Genomic DNA, 22,416 nt, shown 5'->3' with positions numbered 1-22,416 from the left:
TAGACCTCTTCAATTAGTTATGTGTTGTCTAGGTGATTAGTGAAGAGCAACGAAGGTAATAGGAGTTACCTTCGTGCCCTTCTTTATTATTAATTATGCTTTTTATAAACTATTTATTATGAGTAATTACTTTAAGTTAATGCTCATATTTGGACCCGACGCTATGTCGTCTTCAAACCAACGTGAAGTAATGGTTTTAGTTTCGGTATAAAAACGAATACCTTGCTTACCGTAAGTGTGAGTGTCGCCATAAAACGAGCCTTTCCAACCAGTAAACGAAAAGAACGGCAGTGGCACCGGAATTGGCACGTTAATACCTACTTGGCCTACTTCAATTTCGTGTTGGAACTTACGTGCAACTGCGCCGCTTGAGGTAAACAGCGATGTGCCGTTACCGTAAGGGCTGTCGTTTATTAGGGCAATGGCTTCATCTAATGTATCTACAAACATACACGCCAGTACGGGACCAAAAATTTCTTCTTTATATAAGTCCATGTCTTTAGTTACATCGGTAAACAAGGTTGGGCCTACCCAGTTACCTTGCTCGTAGCCTTCAACCGTAAAGTTTGAGCCGTCAATTAAACATTTAGCGCCTTGCTCTTTACCACCGGCAATAAGCGATAAAATACGTGCTTTTGCAGCCGGTGATGTTTGCGGACCATACGCTGCGCCTGCATCATCCCATACGCCTGGGCGTACACCTTCAAAACCCGCTTTAATTTCATCAACCCAGTCTTTTGCTTGGCCAACAAATACCGCAACCGAAATACCCATACAACGCTGACCAGCGGCACCAACCGACGCGCCAACTAAGTTATTTACCACATGCGATTTGCTGGCATCAGGCATAATAACCATGTGGTTTTTAGCACCCACACACGCTTGTACGCGTTTAAGATTTGCTGTGCCTTTTGAATAAATATAAGCGCCAACGCCACACGAGCCAACAAACGAAATAGCGCGTACTGCTTTGTCCTCTAGTATGCGATCTACTTGTGGTTTTGTACCATGTACTACTTGTAACACGCCTTTTGGCGCGCCAGCTTCCATAAATAACTCAGCTAAGCGCATTGGCGTAAGTGGATCTTGCTCAGACGGTTTTAAAATAAAGGTGTTACCACACACAATTGCCAGCGGAAACATCCATAATGGGATCATTGCCGGAAAGTTAAACGGCGTAATACCCGCACACACACCTAAGGGTTGCATGTAAGAATAAGTATCGATTTTACGCGCTACGTTTTCCATGGTTTCGCCCATCATTAATGACGGTGCGTTAGCCGCTTGCTCAACTACTTCAATACCACGCCATACATCGCCTTTAGCGTCTTCAAATGTTTTACCAAGCTCATGACAAATAATAGTGGCAAGCTCGTCGTGGTGCTCTTTTAATAGCGCAGCGTATTTCATCATAATGCGCGCGCGCTCAGTAATTGGCACATCTTTCCACGTTTTAAACGTTTCTGAAGCCGAGGCAATAGCTGCATCCATTTCTGCGTCTGTGGTGCAAGGTACTTGGGCTAGCACTTCTTGGTTGGCTGGGTTTATTACGTCAATAAGTTCTTTTGAGCTTGATTGAATAAATTCGCCATTAATCAGTAGTGGTACTTGGTGCATAATTAAATCCTGTTTTATAAGAGTGTTAGTGCAGCTTTATTATTATAATTAGCGCTGCATTGATTATTATTTTATGATAAAAAATTAAAGTGCTTCTACTGCCATGGCCACTGCTTCACCGCCACCAATACATAAAGACGCTACGCCTTTTTTAAGGCCGCGATTTTTAAGTGCATGAATAAGCGTTACTAAAATACGTGCGCCGCTTGCACCAATTGGATGGCCCAATGCACAAGCACCGCCATTTACGTTTACTTTGCTTTCATCTAGTTTAAGCTCGTTAATAGCAAGCATAGTAACCATGGCAAACGCTTCGTTAATTTCCCACAGGTCAACATCGTCTGTAGTCCAACCGGCTTTTTCTAGTACTTTGTTCATTGCGCCCACTGGCGCTACTGTAAATTCGCTTGGTTTTTGAGAATGCGTGCTGTGGGCTACAATTTTACAAAGCGGGGTTAAGCCCTGCTCTTTGGCTTTTGACTCGCTCATTAAAATAAGTGCTGCGCCACCGTCTGAAATTGACGATGAGTTAGCGGCTGTAATAGTGCCGTCTTTTTTAAATGCAGCACGTAGGCTCGGAATTTTTTCTGGGCGGGCATTACCTGGCTGCTCGTCAATGGCAACGGTAACGTCGCCTTTGCGTGTTTGCATAGTGTGCGGTGCAACTTCGTTATTAAAGCTGCCGTTTTCAATTGCGGCTTTTGCTTTGGTTAGCGAGCTTAGTGCAAAGTTATCCATTTGTTCACGGCCTATACCGTATTCATCGGCGGTGTCTTGTGCAAAACAACCCATAGCTTTGTTGTCGTAAGCATCTTCAAGGCCATCGCTCATCATGTGATCTTTAATTTCGCCATGCCCCATGCGCATGCCGCCGCGAGCTTTGGGAATAAAGTGCGGTGCATTACTCATACTTTCCATGCCACCAGCAACTGCTGAGTTTATAGAGCCCGCTTTAATTAGATCATGTGCCAACATTGCCGCTTTTAAGCCAGAGCCACACACTTTATTTATAGTGGTAGCCCCCGTGCTAAGTGCTAGGCCTGCTTTTAACATTGCTTGACGAGCAGGCGCTTGGCCTACACCAGCAGGTAATACACAGCCCATAATTACTTCATCAATAGCATCTGTGCTTAGGCCTGTTTCTGCCAATGCACTAGCAATAGCGGTTGCCCCCAGCTCAGTTGATTGCGCATCATTAAGTGCGCCCATAAATCCACCCATTGGGGTGCGTTTTGCTGCTACAATAACAACGGCTTCAGTAGTCATAAAAAGGCTCCATTTAGTAATTGGCCCCGTGCAATTTAATGCGCTGAACCAAACAATTTATTTATAATCTGTTTACGAGCATACATAATATTTACGTTTACGCCAACGTAAATCTAAAATCAACTTTTAGTTGACTGTAAAAACTGTAAACTTATTTGTATTATGTTTCATTACACTTCAGTAAAAACGCCTACGCAGGCTTTAAAGCCTAACTTTAATGAAAGTTTACTCGCCATTTTCATTAGTCTAAAGTATTACACAAACATCTTGCTTTACCTTTACGTAAACTTCACTTATATTGGGGTTATTCGAATGAGGTAAAACACTATTATGAAACCAGATAATCAATCAAGCTTTGCAACGTCGGCCACTGTGCCTGCCAATAACGAACAAACTTTTAGTATTAGCGAACTCGCAAAGGAGTTTGACATTACCACCCGCTCTATCCGCTTTTATGAAGACCAAGGGCTTGTTACGCCAAGTAGAAATGGCCAAACCCGTATTTACTCTAAACGCGATAAAGTACGCTTAAAATTAATTTTACGTGGTAAACGCTTAGGTTTTACGCTGGCAGAAACAGGACGTTTGTTTGAACTTTACGACGCCGACAAATCAAGTGCTAAGCAGCTGGTAACTATGCTGGACCTTATTAGCGAGAAAAAAGCCGACCTATCACAACAAATGGACGACATTAAAGTTGTTCTTATGGAATTGGTAACAGCCGAGCGCCGTTGCCGCGACACACTTAATAAAATAGATGAGTAATACGCGGTATTAACTTAATCAATCACACAGGAATGAATCATGAGCACTATTTCACTATATAAAGAAATGAACTTTGGCCTTGGCGAAACCGCCGATATGATCCGCGGACATGTAAACAGCTTTGCCAGCCAAGAAATTGCCCCACTAGCCGAAAAAACTGACCTTGATAACGCTTTCCCAAATCAACTTTGGCCACAAATGGGCGAAATGGGTTTATTGGGAATGACAGTAGCTGAAGAATTTGGCGGTGCTGGTTTAGGTTATTTAGAGCATGTTATTGCCATGGAGGAAATTAGCCGTGCAAGTGCTTCTATTGGCCTAAGCTATGGTGCGCATTCAAACCTGTGTGTAAACCAAATTAATCGTAACGGCACGCAAGCCCAAAAAGAAAAATACTTGCCTAAGCTTATTAGCGGTGAGCACATTGGTGCCCTTGCTATGAGTGAGCCAAATGCGGGTTCAGACGTAGTTTCAATGAAACTTAAAGCCGAGAAAAAAGGTGATAAGTACATTTTAAACGGTAATAAAATGTGGATCACCAATGGCCCAGATGCGCATACTTTAGTTATTTACGCTAAAACCGATTTAACTGCCGGCGCAAAAGGTATTACTGCATTTATTGTAGAGAGCGACTTCCCTGGTTTTTCAACCGCGCAAAAGCTCGACAAACTCGGTATGCGTGGCTCAAATACCTGTGAACTGGTATTTGAAAACTGCGAAGTACCCGAAGAAAACATTTTAGGTAACTTAAACGAAGGCGTTAAAGTATTAATGAGCGGCCTTGATTACGAACGCGTAGTACTTGCAGCAGGCCCACTGGGTATTATGCAAGCGTGTATGGATATTGTTGTACCTTATATTCATGAGCGCAAACAGTTTGATACGCCTATTGGTCAGTTTCAGTTAATTCAAGGCAAAGTAGCCGACATGTATACGCAAATGAACGCCGCACGCTCGTATGTATATACAGTGGCTCGCTCGTGTGATCGCGGTGAAACCACCCGTAAAGATGCTGCCGGTGCTATTTTATATGCAGCCGAGCTGGCAACTAAAATGGCGCTAGATGCCATTCAAATTTTAGGTGGCAATGGTTATATAAATGAATACGCAACGGGCCGCCTACTACGTGACGCCAAATTATATGAAATTGGTGCAGGTACCTCAGAAATACGCCGTATGCTAATTGGCCGCGAACTTTTCACTGAAAGCCGTTAAGGATTAAATAATGACGATTTTAACATCGAGCGTTAATCCTCACGATCCAACGTTTGTACAAAACCATAAAAATATGTCGGCGTTGGTAGATGATTTACGTAATAAAGTGGCAACAATTAGCCAAGGTGGCGGCGCTGCATTAAAAGAGCGCCACGAAGGCCGCGGTAAATTATTTGTACGTGACCGTATTAGCACTTTAATTGACGAAGGTTCGCCATTTTTAGAAATTTCGCAATTTGCCGCCTTTGGTGTTTACGAGCAAGAAATTGCGTGTGCCGGTGTAGTAGCAGGTATTGGCCGTGTTAAAGGTGTTGAATGCATGATTATTGCAAACGATGCCACGGTTAAAGGCGGTACTTACTTTCCGCTAACGGTTAAAAAGCATTTACGCGCGCAAGATATTGCTGAACGTTGCCATTTACCTTGCATTTATTTAGTTGATTCGGGCGGTGCAAACTTGCCAGAGCAAGATGATGTATTTCCCGATAAGCTGCATTTTGGCCGTATATTTTACAACCAAGCCCGTATGTCGGGTAAAGGTATTCCACAAATTGCTGTGGTTATGGGTTTATGTACCGCAGGCGGTGCCTATGTACCGGCCATGGCCGATGAAAGCATAATTGTAAAAGATCAAGGCACTATATTTTTAGCGGGTCCGCCTCTTGTTAAAGCTGCAACCGGTGAAGTAGTAACCGCCGAAGACCTTGGTGGTGCCGACGTGCACTGTAAAACATCGGGAGTTGCCGATCATTACGCGCAAAATGACGAACATGCGTTGTCGATTGCGCGCCAATGTATAGCGCGTATTAATTACACCCGCCCTACTGCGCCGTTGCTAGAGGAAGTTAAACCACCTCGTTATGATATTAACGAGCTTTACGGCATTGTTGGCACCGATCTTAAAAAGCCATTTGATGTACGCGAAGTAATAGCGCGCACAGTTGATGACTCATCGTTTGACGAATTTAAACGCTACTTTGGCGAAACCCTAGTAACGGGGTTTGCGAGTATTTATGGCCACCCAGTGGGCATAGTCGCTAACAACGGTATTTTGTTTAGTGAGTCGGCGCAAAAAGGCGCGCACTTTATTCAGCTATGTACGCAGCGCAACATTCCTTTAGTATTTTTACAAAACGTAACCGGCTTTATGGTAGGTAAAAAATACGAAGCCGAGGGTATAGCTAAACACGGCGCTAAAATGGTTATGGCGGTATCGTGTGCCGATGTGCCTAAATTTACCGTACTAATTGGTGGCTCATATGGCGCAGGTAACTACGGCATGTGTGGCCGTGCATTTGAACCTACCATGATGTGGATGTGGCCCAATGCGCGTATTTCTGTAATGGGCGGCGAGCAAGCAGCCGGTGTAATGGCGCAAGTTAAGCAAGACGGTTTAGCCCGTAAAGGCCAAAGCATGAGCGAGCAAGAAGTAAGTGACTTTAAACAGCCAATTATTGATCAGTACGAAGAGCAAGGACATCCGTATTATGCCAGCGCCCGCTTATGGGATGACGGCATTATTGATCCTGCCGACACACGTAGCGTTTTAGGACTTGCCTTAAGTGCCGCTAGTAATGCACCAGTGCAAGAGTCGAAATTTGGCGTATTTAGAATGTAATCGGAGCGTAAAATGTCAGTTACTCTACAAATAACAAAATCAAATGTGGCGGTACTCGTTTTAAGCCGCCCCGAAAAACGCAATGCATTTAACAGCGAAGTCATTCAAGAGCTTATAAAATGTATTGAACATGCTAATACGCTCGATATTCGCGCCTTGGTGTTAAAAACTGAAGGCAAACATTTTTCAGCCGGAGCCGATTTAGCCTGGATGAAATCGATGGCAGATAACAATGTTAACGATAATTTAGCCGATTCAATGCAGTTAGCTAAATTAATGCAAGTGTTAGCAACAAGCCCGCACCCTACTATTTGTGCCGTGCAAGGTGCTGCGTTTGGCGGCGCTTTGGGTTTAATTGCCTGTTGCGACATTGCAATATGCCAAGACAATGCACAATTTTGCTTAAGCGAAGTAAAGCTGGGGCTTATTCCTGCGGTTATTAGCCCTTATGTAATTAAAGCCATTGGTGAGCGTGCAGCGCGTAGATACTTTTTAACTGCTGAGGTGTTTGATGCGCATACCGCTAAGCAACTTGGGTTAATTCATCAAGTAACCGGTAATTTAGGATGTGCGCTCGACGCTATGCTGCAAACATTGATTGATAATGGCCCGGTTGCAGTAAAAGCGGCAAAAGCACTTATTAACGATGTAGCAAATAAAGAAATAACCGATGAGCTAATTGAGCTTACTGCTCATCGTATTGCCAAAATTCGTGTATCGGATGAAGGCCAAGAAGGCTTAAGCGCTTTTTTTGACAAACGTCCACCACAATGGCAACTGTAGGATTAATTATGAACGTAAATAAATTACAAAAAATACTCATTGCTAACCGTGGTGAAATAGCATGCAGAATAATGCGCAGTGCTAAATTAATGGGCTTAACCACAGTTGCTGTGTATTCCGATGCTGATAAACACGCGCAGCATGTAAAAATGGCTGACGAAGCCTACCACATTGGCCCAGCGCCAAGTAAAGACTCGTATTTAGTTGCCGATAAAATACTGCAAGTAGCAAAAGACAGCGGCGCAGATTGTATTCACCCTGGTTATGGGTTTTTGTCTGAAAACAGCACGTTTGCCAACGCATGTGAAGCAAATAATATTGTATTTGTTGGACCACCAGCAAGCAGCATTGAAGCTATGGGCTCTAAAACGCGTGCTAAAGAAATTATGGCCGCGGCTAATGTGCCATTAGTACCTGGTTATTATGGCGACAAGCAAGATCCTGCTTTTTTACAAGCAGAGGCCGAAAAAATTGGCTACCCGGTACTGATCAAAGCAGCATTTGGTGGCGGTGGTAAAGGCATGCGCGTGGTAAATCATGCGAATGAATTTATTAGCGCACTTGAAGGCGCACAGCGTGAAGCCGTTGCTGGTTTTGGTAATGACCTTGTATTGCTAGAGCGTTACGTTAACCAACCACGCCACGTAGAAGTACAAGTGTTTGCCGATAACCACGGTAACTGTGTTTATTTAGGCGATCGTGACTGCTCGTTGCAACGTCGTCATCAAAAAGTAATTGAAGAAGCCCCTGCCCCGGGTTTATCAGACGAGTTGCGCAAAGAAATGGGTGAAGCCGCGGTGCGTTGCGCTCTTGCAATAAACTATCGCGGTGCAGGTACAGTTGAGTTTTTACTGTGTGGCGATGAGTTCTTCTTTATGGAAATGAACACGCGTCTGCAAGTAGAGCACCCGGTTACCGAAATGGTTACTGGTGTTGACTTAGTTACGTGGCAAATTAATATTGCCGGCGGGCAAACACTGCCATTCAAACAAGCTGATATTAAATTGCAAGGCCACAGCTTTGAAGCGCGTATTTACGCTGAAGACCCTGCTAATGAGTTTATTCCGTGCTCAGGCACAATTGAAGCACTTTATACTCCGCTAAACAGTGAGTTTGTGCGCATTGATACTGGCATTGCAGCCGGCGACGAAATTAGCCCATATTACGACCCCATGATAGCCAAGTTAATTGTGCATGATGATAATCGCGAACAAGCGCTGAGCCGTTTACAACACGCGCTTGAGCAATTTCACTTAGCGGGCTTTAGTACTAACATTGGCTTTTTACATAACTTAGCTGTGCACCCTAGCTTTAAACAAGGCGCGCCTAGCACTCACTTTATTGCCGAGCAAGGCGATTCGTTAGTGGCGGTTGATCAATCTCTTCGCCAAGCAAGCCAGCTTATTGCAGCCTTTACTTATTTAGAGCAGCTAGTTAGCACTCAAGAAGCGCCAAATACAAGCCCTTGGCAACAACTCAGTGGCTTTGCTCTAAATGCACCGCAAAGCGTTAAAATTGCGTTTGTTGATTTAACTCTTAATGCGGTTAAAACGAATAATGGCTACAGTATTACCCATAATGAGCACGTATTTAATGTTCAAGGCAGTTTAAATAATGGCCTTTGTAGTGTATTTATAAACGGCGAAAAACACACAGCCCACGTAAGTCGCGTTAATAACGTGATCACCGTAATGCACAAAGCACTACAAACTCGCCTAGAGCTAGTAAATAAGCACTATATTAGCGATCACCAAAGTGATGCCCTGCCTTTAGCTGCGCCACTTAATGGTACGGTAGTAAAACACTTAGTTGAGCTGGGCAGTAGTATTACCAAAGGTGACCCTGTGGTTATTATTGAAGCGATGAAAATGGAATATACGCTCAACGCCCCGCACGATGGTATTTTACAAAGCTATTGTTTTGCCGAAGGTGAACTAGTAAGCCATGGCGCGTTACTGGCTATAGTTGAAGATACGACAGTTGCAAGTGACCCTGCTAAGGGAGGCGCATAATGAGCGTTTTTCCGCAAAAGGTGCGTATTGTTGAAGTAGGCGCGCGCGATGGCCTACAAAACGAAAAAGCAGTAACCACTGCCGACAAAGTAGCGCTTATTAACGCACTTGCTGCTGCGGGTTTAAAAGACATTGAAGCCGGTGCGTTTGTATCCCCTAAATGGGTGCCGCAAATGGCAGACTCAGCTGATGTGATATCGGCTCTTAATTTGCCCGATGTAAACTTAAGTGCGTTAACCCCTAACTTAAAAGGCGCACAAGCTGCGCATGCCGCTGGAATTAAAGAATTTGCCATATTTACAGCGGCTAGCGAATCGTTTTGTCAAAAAAACATTAACTGCAGTATTGAGCAAAGTATTGAGCGTTTTAGCGACGTTATGGAGTTTGCCAAAGCGCATAACATTAAAGTACGCGGCTATGTAAGTTGTGTTTTAGGTTGCCCGTATGAAGGCGAAATAGACCCTCAAGCTGTACTTTATGTTAGCCAAAAGCTACTCGCACTGGGCTGTTATGAAATAAGTCTTGGCGATACCATAGGTGTAGGCACAGCTAAAAAGGTAACTGAGTTACTTACTTTACTATTACAGCACATTGATAAGTCGCAACTTGCAGTGCATTTTCATGACACTTACGGCCAAGCGCTCACAAATATTTACGCGGCACTAAACTTAGGTATAGCAACGGTTGACGCGGCAGTAGCAGGCCTTGGTGGTTGCCCTTACGCTAAAGGGGCGTCAGGAAATGTTGCCACCGAAGATGTAGTTTACTTACTGCAAGGGCTTGGCATTAAGCACGCAATTGATTTACAAAGGCTTAGTGATGCAGGATGGCAAATAACAAAAGCGCTTGGCAAACAACCCGTAAGTAAAGTGTCGATTGCATTGCATGCTAAATAACATCCCCAATAATTTTTATACAAAGTACTTATAAACTAACTATCATGTAGTTAGTTAAACAATTTAAGCACACAATGAGGAGTGACTCATGGCCGGATTTGATAAGGTAGTTTCTAGTTACGAAGCTGCAATGGCAGGATTAAAAGACGGCGATACCGTAATTGCCGGTGGTTTTGGTTTATGTGGTATTCCTGAGGGCTTAATTAAACAAATTAAGCAAATGAAAACCAAAGAGCTAACTGTGGTGTCTAATAACTGCGGTGTTGATGACTTTGGTTTGGGCATTTTATTACAAGACAAACAAATTAAAAAAGTAATTGCCTCATACGTTGGCGAAAATGCCCTATTTGAGCAACAGTTACTCAGCGGCGAAATTGACGTAGAGCTTACACCACAAGGCACTTTGGCAGAAAAAATGCGTGCTGGTGGTGCAGGTATTCCGGCGTTTTACACCGCAACAGGTTACGGTACGCCCGTTGCCGAAGGTAAAGATGTAAAAGAATTTAATGGTCGCCCTTATATTTTAGAAGAGTCGATAACCGGTGAATTTGCTATTGTTAAAGCATGGAAAGCCGACCGTTACGGAAATTTAGTGTTTCGCCACACTGCAATGAACTTTAACCCACTTGCCGCAACCGCTGGTAAAATTACGGTAGCCGAAGTAGAAGAAATTGTAGAGCCGGGTGAACTTGAGCCAAGCCAAATTCATACCCCTGGCATTTATGTAAACCGCGTTATTAAAGGCAACTTTGAAAAACGCATTGAGCGTGTTACTACACGAGATTAAGCAGGAGCATTAATATTATGGCATTATCACGTGAACAAGTTGCAATGCGCGTTGCACAAGAGCTAAAAGATGGCTATTACGTTAATTTAGGCATAGGAATTCCGACACTCGTCGCAAACTATGTTCCAGACGATATTGAAGTTATGTTACAGTCCGAAAATGGCTTGTTAGGCATGGGACCATACCCAACTAAAGCAGAGCTAGACGCCGATATGATTAACGCGGGTAAAGAAACCGTGACAGCTGCAAAAGGTGCAGCCATATTTAATAGTGCAGATAGTTTTGCCATGATACGCGGTGGTCATGTAGACTTAACAGTTCTGGGCGCTTTTGAGGTAGATCAAAACGGTAGCATAGCGTCGTGGATGATCCCTAAAAAGTTAATTAAAGGCATGGGCGGCGCAATGGACTTGGTTGCAGGCGCGCAAAATATTATTGTTACCATGACCCACGCCAGTAAGCATGGCGACTCAAAGCTATTAGAGGCCTGCACATTACCGCTTACCGGCGTTAATTGCGTTAAAAAAATAGTTACAGATTTAGCCGTACTAGAAGTTAAAGACGGCGCATTTCATCTGTTAGAGCGCGCTCCGGGCGTATCTGTAGATGAAATTATTAGTAAAACAGCAGGTAAATTACTTGTTGACGGTGAAGTACCAGAAATGGTGTTTTAAGCCCTAGGTTTAAACTTTACCTTGTACCGACCTCATTCCCAGTGCCAATGGCGCTGAGTTACCCAAAATCCCTCTAACGAGGGATTTTTTTTGCCTATTTTTCTAAGTTTTATTATTATTTTAAGAAGCTGAAATTTTACGCTAACTTGTAACTGCTCTGCACCACCTTGTTACCTTGTTGCACCATTATTGTGAACTTAATGCAGTAAAAGTTTCAACCTTCTGATATTATTGATTTTAATAATTGGTTCAGTTATTGCCTTATATAGGCGACTCAAACAACTTTATATTGGAAAACATGCAAACTCCTATACGTGGTCTTCGCTCATTTTGCTTCGCGGCACGAAGTTTAAGCTTTAAGCATGCAGCAAATGAGCTGTATTTAACGCCTTCGGCTGTAAGCCATCAAATTAAACAACTAGAAGAACAACTTGGCATTGAGCTTTTTGTGCGTAAAACCCGCTCGATTAGTTTAACTACAGCTGGAAAGGACTTTTTTGAAGCTATATCGCCAATAGTTAGTACGCTTGAGAGCACAATTAATGAATTTAGCCAAATGCAGCAAAATACAAATTTAACGATTACCTTGCCTGAGTTTTTTGCAAGCGAGTTGCTAATGCCTAGATTGCGCGAATGGACGTCGGCGCACCCTAATATTAATTTACAAATGGATACGCTTAAAACCCGTAAAGAGCTAACCCGACATAGCGACTTATCAATAGTGCTGTCCTCGAATAAGCCAACCGAAGGTGTTGTAACAGAGCTGTTTAACTTAGAGTATATACCTGCTTGCAATAAAAATTTGTTGTCACAATGGAAGGATGATCATTGTAAAGCCCTTAATCAAGTGCCGCTTATATTACACAAAGCACGCCCTTGGGCATGGCATCAGTGGGCCGAGAAAGCAGGAATAGTTGACTTTTCACCAACCCAAATTATACAAATTGACAGCATGTTTGGTGTAGCACGAGCAGCGCAGCAAGGTATGGGTATTGCGCTTATTCCTCTGCCTATAAGCCAAAGCTGGCTAGACGAACTCTGGTTATATAAACTATTCGAGCGCCCGCTGACCACTAAAGACAAGTACTATTTAGTGCAACACGAGCCAAGTAATGTAAATCATCCGCTTGATTTATTTGCTAAGTGGGTTATAGCTACTTTTAAAAATACACAAACCAAACCTATAGATTAATTTATTTCACTCATTGGGTGTATTTTTATCGTTTGTGATTAATGCTCAATAAATCTAAAGTTCACCTATCGAAAGTATCGCAGCTTAATTTAAGGTTTAATAATTAAGCTGGTAAAAGAATCTTATATTGTGTGTGTAAGATGTTGTCAGTGTAAAAAACGGTTCAAGTTAGGTGGTGACTTGGCTTGAACTGTTTTTATTTTTAGGCAATCCACATAATATTTACTAAAAATAAATTAGGCTTTAATACTGCTTTTTAGCTAAAGCCTTAATTAAAAAGCCCAGTAAAAGTTAAGTTTACTGGGCTTTTGTATATCTCACGTATTTTTAATCCCTTGGTATAAATTCAAGAACCGTAGCATTTATACAATAACGGTCTGTACCGCGTGGGCCTTCCCCGGGGAATAAATGCCCTAAGTGTATGCCAGTACTTTTAGAGCGCAGCTCAATACGAGTCATTCCCCAGCTACTGTCGTCATGTTCAGTAACGCTACTTTTTATTGGATGCGTAAACGATAACCACCCAGTTCCAGAGTTAAACCTATCGCGGGTATCAAATAGCGGCTCGCCACTGAGCTTATCGACAAAGGTGCCATCGGGTGTATTTTTAAAAATTTTGTATTCTTTGCAATAAGCGCGATCGGTTTTTGAATTAAATGCAACTTTATAGGCTTCACTATCGCCTAGTTTAAATGCGCCAAGGGCTTTGTAAAACGCCTCTGGGCTTGCATAGCCTTGACGTCCGTATACTTCAGTGCCATTTTCTAAAAATAAAATAGTGGGGGTTGCCCAGGTTGCCGACTTAATGGTTAAACCTTGGAGTTGATCGGCGTGGCGAAAGCTCATAGCAATACTGCCTTTGTAGTCGTTAGCTACAGCGCTTTTAAATTTTTCACAGTATGGACAGTATTCGCGTGAGTCTAATACCACGATTTGTTTACCCATTAATAAAGCGGAGTTATCTACTTGTTCGGGCGGTTTTTTGTTAAACACCACGCCAGTTGAGTGATCAGGGCAATAGCCATTTGGATTTTTTTCTAAATAATTTTGATGATATTCTTCAGCTGCATAAAAAGTGTCAAGTGGCTTAATAATAGTTGCTATAGTGCCGTACTCTGCTTGCGTAAGCAGTTGTTGATATTGCGATTTAACTTGCTTTGCTACTTTCGCTTGCTCAGTGGTGGTAGTTAAAATAATTGAGCGATACTGAGTGCCTACATCGTTACCTTGGCGATTTTTTTGTGTTGGGTCGTGGCTTTCAAAGTAGTTTTCGAGTAGCTCCTTTGCGCTAATAATATTGCTGTTATAGGTAACTTGCACAACTTCGGCGTAATTGTCCTCGTCAAAGCGACGTGATTGACTGGTTATATTGCTGTAAGTGGCTTTAAAGCCGTTTCCATCGGCATAACCTGACTCAGCATCAATAACACCATTAAGTGCTTCGTAGCGTTTTTCAGCGCCCCAAAAGCAACCTGAGCCAAGTACTAGTGTTTCTACGTGCATAGTCGCTTGAACATTACTTTGCACTACTTTTTCCATTGATAAAGCAACACTGCTTGCGCTAAATAAAATAGCAACGCTAGATAAATAAATTAAACCCTGATACGACATAAACTACCTCTTAAATAAATGCTAAGGCCGGTTACTGTTGCGAATGTATTTTGAACAAAAAATAGTAACAGGCTTTAATAAAGACCTTACCTGTTGAATTATTATTTCAACTTGGTAAGTAATTAAATACGAGTGAGCGGCCTATAAGGTTTATATTTTATCTCTTAATCCATTTTGCTGGTCGCAATGGTGTAAATAAATCAATAGAACTATGTTAGCTTTGAAACATGTTGTATTAACAGGTTTGTTTTATGAGTTCGGCTCCTATAATTTATGCACTTAGTAACAATAGCTTATTGATAGATGCAGCACATTTAGACGCAAACAATGTATTAACTATACAAAAAAAAATTTGGGCTTTAGCTGCGCACTGTAAAAACACCGCAGAGTTTACCGACTTAGTTGCAGGAATGAATTCCCTCACTTTGTATTTGAAGTCATCGGCGGGCTTAACTAAATGGCTAGAGGCATTACCATTATTATGGGATGAGCTTAAAAGCAGTACTTTTACTGGTAAACACCATTTAATAGAGACCCTATACGAGGGTGAAGATCTTGCTTATGTAGCCCGCTTTCATAATTTAAGTATTGATGAGGTAATTAGTATACATAGCAAAGCTCAGTATCACGTTTTGTTTTTAGGCTTTCAGCCCGGATTTGCCTATTTACATGGTTTAGATACACGCCTACATACCCCAAGGCGCGCTGAGCCTCGCATTAAAGTACCTAAAGGTGCGGTGGCTATTGGCGCTGCCCAAACCGGTATTTACCCTAGCGACACTCCCGGTGGCTGGCATATTATTGGCCATACCAATACCACATTATTTAATAGCTCTCATTCGCAACCTTGCTTAATGCAACCAGGCGATACCCTTGAGTTTGTAGCGCTAAAAAACCAAGGAGCAAGCGCATGATAAAAGTACTAAAACCAGGCGTACAACTCACTATTCAAGATTTTGGCCGAATTGGCTATCGTCATTTAGGAGTAAGTAAAGCTGGCAGCTTAGACCCCTGTGCACAATTAATAGCTAATCGACTCCTTGGTAATAACGACAACGATGCGGTGCTTGAAGTAACTGTGGGCTTATGTGAGCTTGAATTTAACTGCGATACTGTCATTGCCATCCAAGGCGCTGATTTACAGGCAAAGCTTGATGAACAGCCGATTTACCCAGGTTGGACATACGCTATTAAAAATAAACAAGTATTAAGCTTTGCCACAGGACGAGCGGGGTTAAGAGCATATATTGCAGTAAAAGACGGCGTGCAGTGCCCACTAATAATGGGCTCTCGAGCAACTGATTTAAATGCATGCTTTGGTGGGCTCGATGGCAAAGCACTCAGCAGTGGTGACTGCATTCCAATTAAGCCTTTTAATGGCCCTTTTATAAAAATGGGGGCTATTGCTCCACCGCAACGTAAAATTATCCGCTTGCACCCTAGCCCACACGCAAAGTTATTAGGTAAAACACTTTTGCATAGCTTTACTTCGGGTAAATTTAAAGCCAGCCCTAACAGTAATAGAATGGGCGTAAGGTTAGTAAATAATACAGATAATCTGATGCACACACATTCATTACCTTCTGTGGCTGTGAACCCAGGGAGCATACAATTGCCCCCCAACGGAGAGCCCATAGTATTACTTAATGATGGCCAAACTACCGGCGGCTATCCGCTACTAGGTACAGTGATCAGTGCTGACTTACATCAATTTGCACAGTTTAGAGCAGCCGATAATATAGAATTTGAATATGTAACCCTAGAGCAAGCACACAGAGCCCAACATAAACAAAATGCTCATTTACATCAGCTCAGTTTGGCACTCAATAATAGCAATAATAAAAAATAGGACGGTTATGCTCGATTTAAATATAAATAGAAGCATAGTGTAATAAAAGTACAAACTCCTACGGCAGTAACCTTACTCGCCGTTAATATTGTTTTAATGTATAGCGTGGTGTTCAATGACTAAATCAACTTACCCTATGGCGTGCGTATTAATTACCGGTTTTACTCCTTTTGATGGCGAAACCATTAACCCCTCTTGGCAAGCAGTGCAAAAGCTCGACGACCATATAATAATGAAACATAGAGTATGTGCTATTGAGTTATCGTGTGAGTTTAATACCTCTATTGCGCAATTACACCAAGCGATAGAGGCCCATAACCCGGCGATAGTTTTATGTGTTGGCCAAGCTGGTGGACGTAGCGAAATATCTATAGAGCGTATTGCGATTAATATAGATGACGCGCGCATTAAAGATAATGCCGGTAAGCAACCTATTGATACCCCAATTGCAAAAAATGGCCCCGATGCTTATTTTAGCAATTTACCAATAAAACGTATGCTAAGCGCCTTACATGAAAGTGATATTCCTGCGGCCATTTCTAATACTGCCGGTACTTATGTGTGTAACCATGTGATGTATGGTTTGCTGCATTATATAAACGAAAACTATACAAAAATGAAAGGCGGCTTTATTCATATTCCTTATTTACCAAGCCAAGCAGTGCACCATAATGGCGCACCAAGCATGAGTGAAGAAGTGGTAATAAATGCGCTAAAAGTAATGATAGCTGAAGCTTTGAGCAATGAGCGCGATGTAAAAATAGCAGCCGGCACCACACATTAATCATTTTGGTGCAATACGAGCTATGTTGGTGCATAAATTATTCTTATTATTTTGTAAATGCGGTGTGACTTACGTTATTAATTCTGCTAAAACAAAGGTGAGTCGCAGAGTTTTTTTGCTCTGCAATACACATAAAAACAAGAATGAGGGGTAGTCTATGTGTTCAATTTTTGGGGTGTTAGATATAAAATCTGATCCCGTACAGTTGCGTACGCAAGCCATCGAAATGTCGAAGTTATTAAGGCACCGCGGCCCTGATTGGTCGGGTGTTTATGCATCGAAAAAAGCAATTTTAGTACATGAACGCCTAGCTATTGTAGGGGTTTCTAGCGGTGCACAGCCTTTATATAATCCAGAAAAAACACATATTTTAGCGGTAAACGGTGAAATTTATAATCATAAAGAATTAGCGGCAAATTTAACCACCGATTTTACCTTTCAAACAGAATCTGACTGCGAAGTTATTTTAGCGCTTTACAAACAAAAAGGTGCCGACTTTTTAGATGATTTAAATGGCATTTTTGCATTTTGTTTGTACGATGAAGAAAATGACAGTTACCTTATTGGCCGCGATCATATTGGTATTATTCCGCTTTACACCGGTCACGATGAACACGGTAACTTTTACGTAGCTTCAGAGCTAAAAGCCCTTTCACCAATTTGTAAGCACATTGAAGAATTTCCGCCTGGGCATTACCTAAGCAGTAAAGATGGCGAGCTTAAAGCGTATTACAAACGCGATTGGCAAAGCTTTGACGCCGTTAAAAATAACAGCGCAAAGGCCGAAGATGTGAAAAGCGCACTAGAGGCTGCCGTTAAACGCCAGCTTATGTGCGACGTGCCTTATGGCGTATTACTCTCTGGTGGCTTAGATTCGTCGCTTATATCGGCTATAACCCAGCGTTTTGCGGCAAAACGAATTGAAGATAACGACGAAAGCGATGCATGGTGGCCTAAATTGCATTCTTTTTCTGTTGGCCTTGAGGGCTCACCTGATTTAGCCGCGGCTAAAAAAGTAGCCGATATGATAGGCACTATTCATCACCCTATTATATTTACTATTGAGCAAGGTATAGATGCCCTGCGCGAAGTGATTTACCACATAGAAACATACGATGTAACCACTATTCGTGCCTCTACTCCTATGTATTTAATGGCCCGACAAATTAAAGCCATGGGTATTAAAATGGTGCTATCGGGCGAAGGAGCAGATGAACTGTTTGGTGGCTATTTGTATTTTCATAAAGCGCCGAATGCACAAGAGTTTCATGAAGAGCTTAACCGTAAAGTATCTAAACTGCATATGTTTGATTGCCTACGTGCCAATAAGTCGATGGCAGCATGGGGAGTTGAAGCTCGCGTACCATTTTTAGATAAAGAGTTTGTGGATGTGGCAATGCGTATTAACCCACAAGCTAAAATGTGTACAGAGGGAAAAATAGAAAAGCATATTTTACGCGAAGGCTTTGCAGATTATTTACCAGAGGAAGTATTATGGCGTCAAAAGGAGCAGTTTTCAGACGGTGTAGGTTATAACTGGATTGATACCTTAAAAGTGTTTGTAAACGAGCAAGTGAGCGATCAAGAGCTTGCCAATGCAAAGTTTAAATACCCTATAAATACCCCCGATTCTAAAGAAGCATATTATTACCGCGCTATTTTTGAATCTCACTTTCCTGGTGATGCCGCCGCTAAATGTGTGCCTTATGGCAAATCGGTAGCGTGCTCTACGCCCGAAGCGCTGGCATGGGATGCGTCGTTTCAAAATAATGCTGACCCTTCTGGACGTGCCGCGCTTATTCATAACGATGCGTATGCTAGCAAAAGCTAAGCGAATTTGCTTAGCGCCACACAAGCCAGCATGGCTTGTGTGGCGCTTTATAACACTCACATCGTCTCAAGCTGTTTTTTATAACCACACAGCTAACTTAGCCGGTTCAAGTGCTTTAATTGTTATTTATAAAAAGGGCTTAACCTCTAAATTAATGCAATATATTGCGTCAAAATCGAATCATCCTGCGACTGTATTTTTAAATCAAAATGAGATAACTCAACCTTATTGTAAAATTCGCTGGTTTAACCAAACAAGTGAAATTAAGCGCTGTGGGCATGGCACTTTGGCTGCAGCTAACTTTTTACTTCATTATTTTTCTTATTGCCCACAGGTATTTATTACAAGCTGTAATGAGCGTTTTAAAATAAAAATTAACAGGCAACAGGCTCAGTTGGTATTAGCAAGTATTGAGTCGATAAAGTCCCCCTGCTACTGTAAATTACAGCGAGTATTTTCATTATCAATAAAAGCCGCGTACAGCAGTGCCAATAAAAACGGTTACACCTTGTTATTGTTCAATGCACAAGACGATTTAACACGCTTACAAGTTGATTTTAAAGCCCTAAGTCACCTGCATAAAAATGCGGTTATTGCGCTAACAGTACAAAATACTCAAGCACAAAATGCCATTGCACATTTTAGATACTTTGCCCCGCAGTTTGGTGTAAACGAAGATACCGCAACGGGTTCAGCAGTATCGGTTATTGCACCCTTATTATTTAGACTATACGGTTTAAATAAAGTTACGCTTATACAGCAATCGCCTAATGGCGCGTTGTTAAACTATGAACTTAACAACGGCCAAGTTGTTATTTACTAATAATTTATAGCGGCCTTAATAGGCATAAGGCAAAGTAATTATTATCGTCTTGCCATGTTTGCTCTAAACTTAAATTAGCTTGTGCCGCAAGCTGTTTAAACGATTCTAGGGTGTACTTATGAGAATTTTCGGTATGAATACTTTCACCTTGTTTAAAATTAATTTGTTGGTTATTAATTATCACTGTTTGCTCGCAAAGGCTCACTAAGTGCATTTCTATGCGGTTATGCTGCTCGTTATAACGTGATTCATGGTTAAAATTGGCTAAATTAAATGATCCATTTAGTTCGTCATTGATTCGTTGTAATAAGTTTTTATTAAATGCAGCGGTTACACCGAGTTTATCGTCGTATGCATCTAACAGTACTTGGCGCTGTTTTACCAAGTCAATCCCGATTAAAACATAGCCATTTACACCACATAAATGCTGAAAGTTTCTCATTATTTCAATGGCTTTAAGCGTATTAAAATTACCTAAGGTGGAGCCCGGGAAATACACTAAATTAGTTTGGCTATCGAGGGCGGTTTCTTTAATAAGCTGTTTAACCATTGCGCTATCGGTAAAGTCGCCTAATAACGGAGCAATAACCAGTTCAGGGAATAACGGCGATAAATGCGCTAATGAATAGTTAAGCATTTCTGTAGATATTTCGAACGGTACAAACGTTTTTACTTTGCTCATATGAGCTAATAAGTGGGCAATTTTTTTGCCTGAACCACAACCGGGTTCTATTATTGATAAGCTTTCAGGTAAGATTTGTGCAATCTCTTTTGAGTACCTTTCTAAAATAGCCAGCTCAGTACGGGTTACGTAATACTCTTGCAGCCTTGTTATTTGCTCAAATAATGCTGCCCCCTTGTCGTCATAAAAATATTTACAGGGGAGTGATTTTTGTTGCTGGGTTAAGCCACTTATTACATCTGTTAAAAATTCACAGTTGCTTATAGAGGTATTTATACTGCACTGCTTTATTGTTGTCATTTGGCTCATGTTTTATCCTTAGCGAGTCTTATACCACTACACATCCAGGCTTGATGGGGATAATAAAAGTTTCTGTAGGTTGTACGTAAATGATTAGCAGGAGTTAACACGCAACCGCCACGTAATACCATTTGATTGCTCATAAACTTACCATTGTACTCTCCTGCCACGCCTGCTACTGGCTTAAAACCAGGGTAAGGTAAATAAGCACTGTTTGTCCATTGCCAGCAGCTATCTGTAAGCTGCCCAATAGCAGCGCTACTATCGGCCATATTTGGCAATAAAAGTGACGTGTGCGCTGTATTACTTGGTGCGTGTTGCTGGGCTGCATATTCCCATTCAAATTCTGTGGGCAGGCGTGCATTAACAAAACTTGCATAAGCGCTGGCCTCATAATAACTAACATGACCAACCGGCGCGGCTAAGTTAAGGGGTAATAATCCGTAATGGGTAAACTCAAACCACTCCCCGTTTATATAATGCCAATACAATGGCTGTGTTAAATTATTAGCCTGTATATGTGCCCAGCCGTCACTTAGCCAATGTTGCGGGTTGCTATAGCCTGAGCTATTAATAAAGCCTAAATACTCTGCATTAGTCACTAATCTATTAGCAAAGCTAAATGGATGAACCAGCACAGAGTGCTTAGGTTGTTCGTTATCGTAGGCAAATTGGTTTTCAGCATTGCTCCCTATATTTATAATTGCTTGGTCAAAGTTTATAAACTTTATAGCGGCACTGGATTGCTGGTTTGGTACTTGAGTTGGCTTTAGTGATTGGTACGCAGGAAATATTGGGTTAATAGAAAAGTTATACTTAATATCCATCAACATTAGCTCTTGGTGTTGTTGCTCGTGATTTAGGCCAAGAGTAATTATTTGCTCTATTTCTGGGGTTATTGCAGTATTTAACACGCTTATAACAGCTTCATCAATATATCGTCTGTATGCTATTACGTCATCAAGACTCGGCCTCGATAGGCTGCCTCTGTTGCCCCGCTTAAATTGCTCACCAATTCCGTTGTAGTAAGAATTAAATAATATTTTAAACTCAGGATTAAATACTTTGTAATTACGGCTATGAATGCAGAGTAAAAATGTTTCAAAAAACCAACTGGTATGCGCAAGATGCCATTTACTTGGGCTTACGTCGGCCATTGCTTGTAATTGACAGTCTTCTGCACTTAACGCACTAATGAGTGATAGGCTATATTTACGTACCGATTTAAAATGCTCACTAAGCTCATTTTTTCCAACTAAATGTTTAATATCATTAGTCATAGTCGCAATTTACTCCTTTAACTACTTTACTGTTAAAATATAACCTAATGTTAAATCATATACTAAGTATTCCTAGGTTAAAGGGGCGTTTATATTAGGCACCTTTAATTAGCAGCTTATTAGTATTTACATACTCCGTGACAGTAATTATTTACCTATGTGTTTTTATAATTCTGATTTCGGATAATATGCGCTGATTTATAAGTGTTCTCGTATATGTATTAGTAAATAGTAAACTAATTTAACAAGTTAGAGAGTGTTTGTTTTTTATACTTAAAAGCAACAAATATCATCATTTTGACTATAATATCAGCAGTCTAAATACAAAATCATTTACATTTAGTATTTAACTCATACACTAGTAAAGTTAATGATCAAAAATCAGATTAGTTAGTCTTCTAATTATTTGTGTTTAAACTAATATAATTACA

General features: G+C 41.5%; 20 protein-coding genes. 15 read left to right on the top strand and 5 right to left on the bottom strand.

What is annotated here, in order from left to right; all coding sequences use genetic code 11:
- Positions 1–126 precede the first annotated feature (126 nt).
- Together AAEZ18_RS02715 and AAEZ18_RS02710 are read right to left on the bottom strand one after the other, a co-directional pair.
- Positions 127–1,617, bottom strand: coding sequence for a CoA-acylating methylmalonate-semialdehyde dehydrogenase (locus AAEZ18_RS02715; RefSeq protein WP_011328135.1), 1,491 nt, complete (start codon positions 1,615–1,617; stop codon positions 127–129).
- Positions 1,618–1,701: 84 nt separating this feature from the next.
- Positions 1,702–2,883, bottom strand: coding sequence for a thiolase family protein (locus AAEZ18_RS02710; RefSeq protein WP_350593774.1), 1,182 nt, complete (start codon positions 2,881–2,883; stop codon positions 1,702–1,704).
- Positions 2,884–3,213: 330 nt separating this feature from the next.
- On the opposite strand from AAEZ18_RS02710, the gene AAEZ18_RS02705 reads away from it, so the two are divergent.
- The 9 genes from AAEZ18_RS02705 (at position 3,214) to AAEZ18_RS02665 (ending at position 12,825) form a co-directional block, all read left to right on the top strand.
- A complete protein-coding gene (locus AAEZ18_RS02705) occupies positions 3,214–3,648 on the top strand; it encodes a MerR family transcriptional regulator (protein ID WP_182677687.1) in 435 nt (144 codons plus the stop codon).
- A 39-nt stretch (positions 3,649–3,687) separates the two neighbouring features.
- The gene (locus AAEZ18_RS02700) at positions 3,688–4,863 is read left to right on the top strand and encodes an isovaleryl-CoA dehydrogenase (RefSeq protein WP_011328132.1); all 1,176 of its coding nucleotides are present in this window, start codon (positions 3,688–3,690) and stop codon (positions 4,861–4,863) included.
- A 10-nt stretch (positions 4,864–4,873) separates the two neighbouring features.
- Positions 4,874–6,481, top strand: coding sequence for a carboxyl transferase domain-containing protein (locus AAEZ18_RS02695; RefSeq protein WP_350593772.1), 1,608 nt, complete (start codon positions 4,874–4,876; stop codon positions 6,479–6,481).
- 12 nt (positions 6,482–6,493) lie between these two features.
- Positions 6,494–7,264: an enoyl-CoA hydratase/isomerase family protein gene (locus tag AAEZ18_RS02690; RefSeq protein ID WP_350593769.1), complete on the top strand. Its 771-nt coding sequence runs from the start codon at positions 6,494–6,496 to the stop codon at positions 7,262–7,264.
- Between the two features lie 8 nt (positions 7,265–7,272).
- A complete protein-coding gene (locus AAEZ18_RS02685; RefSeq protein WP_350593767.1) occupies positions 7,273–9,276 on the top strand; it encodes an acetyl/propionyl/methylcrotonyl-CoA carboxylase subunit alpha in 2,004 nt (667 codons plus the stop codon).
- Positions 9,276–10,172 (top strand): hydroxymethylglutaryl-CoA lyase, encoded by an 897-nt coding sequence (locus AAEZ18_RS02680; RefSeq protein ID WP_011328128.1) that lies wholly within the window; start codon positions 9,276–9,278, stop codon positions 10,170–10,172. The genes AAEZ18_RS02685 and AAEZ18_RS02680 overlap by 1 nt, the downstream gene beginning before the upstream one ends.
- A gap of 88 nt (positions 10,173–10,260) precedes the next feature.
- Entirely contained in the window at positions 10,261–10,959 is a 699-nt protein-coding gene (locus tag AAEZ18_RS02675; protein ID WP_011328127.1) for a CoA transferase subunit A, read from the top strand.
- Positions 10,960–10,976: 17 nt separating this feature from the next.
- Positions 10,977–11,633: a 3-oxoacid CoA-transferase subunit B gene (locus AAEZ18_RS02670; protein WP_011328126.1), complete on the top strand. Its 657-nt coding sequence runs from the start codon at positions 10,977–10,979 to the stop codon at positions 11,631–11,633.
- 298 nt (positions 11,634–11,931) lie between these two features.
- Positions 11,932–12,825: a LysR family transcriptional regulator gene (locus AAEZ18_RS02665; RefSeq protein WP_192532035.1), complete on the top strand. Its 894-nt coding sequence runs from the start codon at positions 11,932–11,934 to the stop codon at positions 12,823–12,825.
- 327 nt (positions 12,826–13,152) lie between these two features.
- Here the strand turns inward: AAEZ18_RS02665 and msrA are convergent, their stop codons facing one another.
- Positions 13,153–14,436 carry a peptide-methionine (S)-S-oxide reductase MsrA gene (gene msrA, locus AAEZ18_RS02660; protein ID WP_086996109.1) on the bottom strand — a complete coding sequence of 428 codons (1,284 nt, stop codon included), beginning with the start codon at positions 14,434–14,436 and terminating at the stop codon, positions 13,153–13,155.
- 251 nt (positions 14,437–14,687) lie between these two features.
- Between msrA and pxpB the strand changes: the two genes are divergently transcribed.
- From pxpB to AAEZ18_RS02630, 6 genes are all read left to right on the top strand, one after another.
- Positions 14,688–15,350 (top strand): 5-oxoprolinase subunit PxpB, encoded by a 663-nt coding sequence (gene pxpB, locus AAEZ18_RS02655; RefSeq protein ID WP_192532036.1) that lies wholly within the window; start codon positions 14,688–14,690, stop codon positions 15,348–15,350.
- Positions 15,347–16,285, top strand: a complete 939-nt coding sequence (locus tag AAEZ18_RS02650; RefSeq protein WP_011328122.1) for a 5-oxoprolinase subunit C family protein — start codon at positions 15,347–15,349, stop codon at positions 16,283–16,285. The genes pxpB and AAEZ18_RS02650 overlap by 4 nt, the downstream gene beginning before the upstream one ends.
- A 42-nt stretch (positions 16,286–16,327) precedes the next feature.
- Positions 16,328–16,408, top strand: coding sequence for a hypothetical protein (locus AAEZ18_RS02645; protein WP_303394021.1), 81 nt, complete (start codon positions 16,328–16,330; stop codon positions 16,406–16,408).
- Complete coding sequence (pcp, locus tag AAEZ18_RS02640; RefSeq protein WP_011328121.1) at positions 16,401–17,069, top strand: pyroglutamyl-peptidase I; 669 nt, start codon at positions 16,401–16,403, stop codon at positions 17,067–17,069. Before AAEZ18_RS02645 ends, pcp begins: the two co-directional genes overlap by 8 nt.
- Before the next feature lie 157 nt (positions 17,070–17,226).
- A complete protein-coding gene (asnB, locus tag AAEZ18_RS02635; protein WP_086996100.1) occupies positions 17,227–18,900 on the top strand; it encodes an asparagine synthase B in 1,674 nt (557 codons plus the stop codon).
- Positions 18,884–19,723: a PhzF family phenazine biosynthesis protein gene (locus tag AAEZ18_RS02630; protein WP_350593764.1), complete on the top strand. Its 840-nt coding sequence runs from the start codon at positions 18,884–18,886 to the stop codon at positions 19,721–19,723. Before asnB ends, AAEZ18_RS02630 begins: the two co-directional genes overlap by 17 nt.
- Before the next feature lie 4 nt (positions 19,724–19,727).
- On the opposite strand, the gene egtD is transcribed toward AAEZ18_RS02630, so the two are convergent.
- Positions 19,728–20,714, bottom strand: a complete 987-nt coding sequence (gene egtD, locus AAEZ18_RS02625) for an L-histidine N(alpha)-methyltransferase (RefSeq protein ID WP_086996097.1) — start codon at positions 20,712–20,714, stop codon at positions 19,728–19,730.
- Entirely contained in the window at positions 20,711–21,985 is a 1,275-nt protein-coding gene (gene egtB / locus AAEZ18_RS02620) for an ergothioneine biosynthesis protein EgtB (protein ID WP_350593762.1), read from the bottom strand. The genes egtD and egtB overlap by 4 nt, the downstream gene beginning before the upstream one ends.
- Positions 21,986–22,416 lie beyond the last annotated feature (431 nt).

The sequence above is a fragment of the Pseudoalteromonas sp. 19-MNA-CIBAN-0066 genome (genome assembly GCF_040308705.1).
In the GTDB taxonomy this organism is placed as follows: domain Bacteria; phylum Pseudomonadota; class Gammaproteobacteria; order Enterobacterales; family Alteromonadaceae; genus Pseudoalteromonas; species Pseudoalteromonas nigrifaciens.
This window is presented reverse-complemented; position numbering and strand designations above follow the sequence as displayed.

Excerpts from the sequence above, each read along its gene's own strand:
- AAEZ18_RS02715 (WP_011328135.1), bottom strand. The coding sequence starts at position 1,617 with ATGCACCAAGTACCACTACTGATTAATGGCGAATTTATTCAATCAAGC.
- AAEZ18_RS02710 (WP_350593774.1), bottom strand. The coding sequence starts at position 2,883 with ATGACTACTGAAGCCGTTGTTATTGTAGCAGCAAAACGCACCCCAATG.
- AAEZ18_RS02705 (WP_182677687.1), top strand. The coding sequence starts at position 3,214 with ATGAAACCAGATAATCAATCAAGCTTTGCAACGTCGGCCACTGTGCCT.
- AAEZ18_RS02700 (WP_011328132.1), top strand. The coding sequence starts at position 3,688 with ATGAGCACTATTTCACTATATAAAGAAATGAACTTTGGCCTTGGCGAA.
- AAEZ18_RS02695 (WP_350593772.1), top strand. The coding sequence starts at position 4,874 with ATGACGATTTTAACATCGAGCGTTAATCCTCACGATCCAACGTTTGTA.
- AAEZ18_RS02690 (WP_350593769.1), top strand. The coding sequence starts at position 6,494 with ATGTCAGTTACTCTACAAATAACAAAATCAAATGTGGCGGTACTCGTT.
- AAEZ18_RS02685 (WP_350593767.1), top strand. The coding sequence starts at position 7,273 with ATGAACGTAAATAAATTACAAAAAATACTCATTGCTAACCGTGGTGAA.
- AAEZ18_RS02680 (WP_011328128.1), top strand. The coding sequence starts at position 9,276 with ATGAGCGTTTTTCCGCAAAAGGTGCGTATTGTTGAAGTAGGCGCGCGC.
- AAEZ18_RS02675 (WP_011328127.1), top strand. The coding sequence starts at position 10,261 with ATGGCCGGATTTGATAAGGTAGTTTCTAGTTACGAAGCTGCAATGGCA.
- AAEZ18_RS02670 (WP_011328126.1), top strand. The coding sequence starts at position 10,977 with ATGGCATTATCACGTGAACAAGTTGCAATGCGCGTTGCACAAGAGCTA.
- AAEZ18_RS02665 (WP_192532035.1), top strand. The coding sequence starts at position 11,932 with ATGCAAACTCCTATACGTGGTCTTCGCTCATTTTGCTTCGCGGCACGA.
- msrA (WP_086996109.1), bottom strand. The coding sequence starts at position 14,436 with ATGTCGTATCAGGGTTTAATTTATTTATCTAGCGTTGCTATTTTATTT.
- pxpB (WP_192532036.1), top strand. The coding sequence starts at position 14,688 with ATGAGTTCGGCTCCTATAATTTATGCACTTAGTAACAATAGCTTATTG.
- AAEZ18_RS02650 (WP_011328122.1), top strand. The coding sequence starts at position 15,347 with ATGATAAAAGTACTAAAACCAGGCGTACAACTCACTATTCAAGATTTT.
- pcp (WP_011328121.1), top strand. The coding sequence starts at position 16,401 with ATGACTAAATCAACTTACCCTATGGCGTGCGTATTAATTACCGGTTTT.
- asnB (WP_086996100.1), top strand. The coding sequence starts at position 17,227 with ATGTGTTCAATTTTTGGGGTGTTAGATATAAAATCTGATCCCGTACAG.
- AAEZ18_RS02630 (WP_350593764.1), top strand. The coding sequence starts at position 18,884 with ATGCTAGCAAAAGCTAAGCGAATTTGCTTAGCGCCACACAAGCCAGCA.
- egtD (WP_086996097.1), bottom strand. The coding sequence starts at position 20,714 with ATGAGCCAAATGACAACAATAAAGCAGTGCAGTATAAATACCTCTATA.
- egtB (WP_350593762.1), bottom strand. The coding sequence starts at position 21,985 with ATGACTAATGATATTAAACATTTAGTTGGAAAAAATGAGCTTAGTGAG.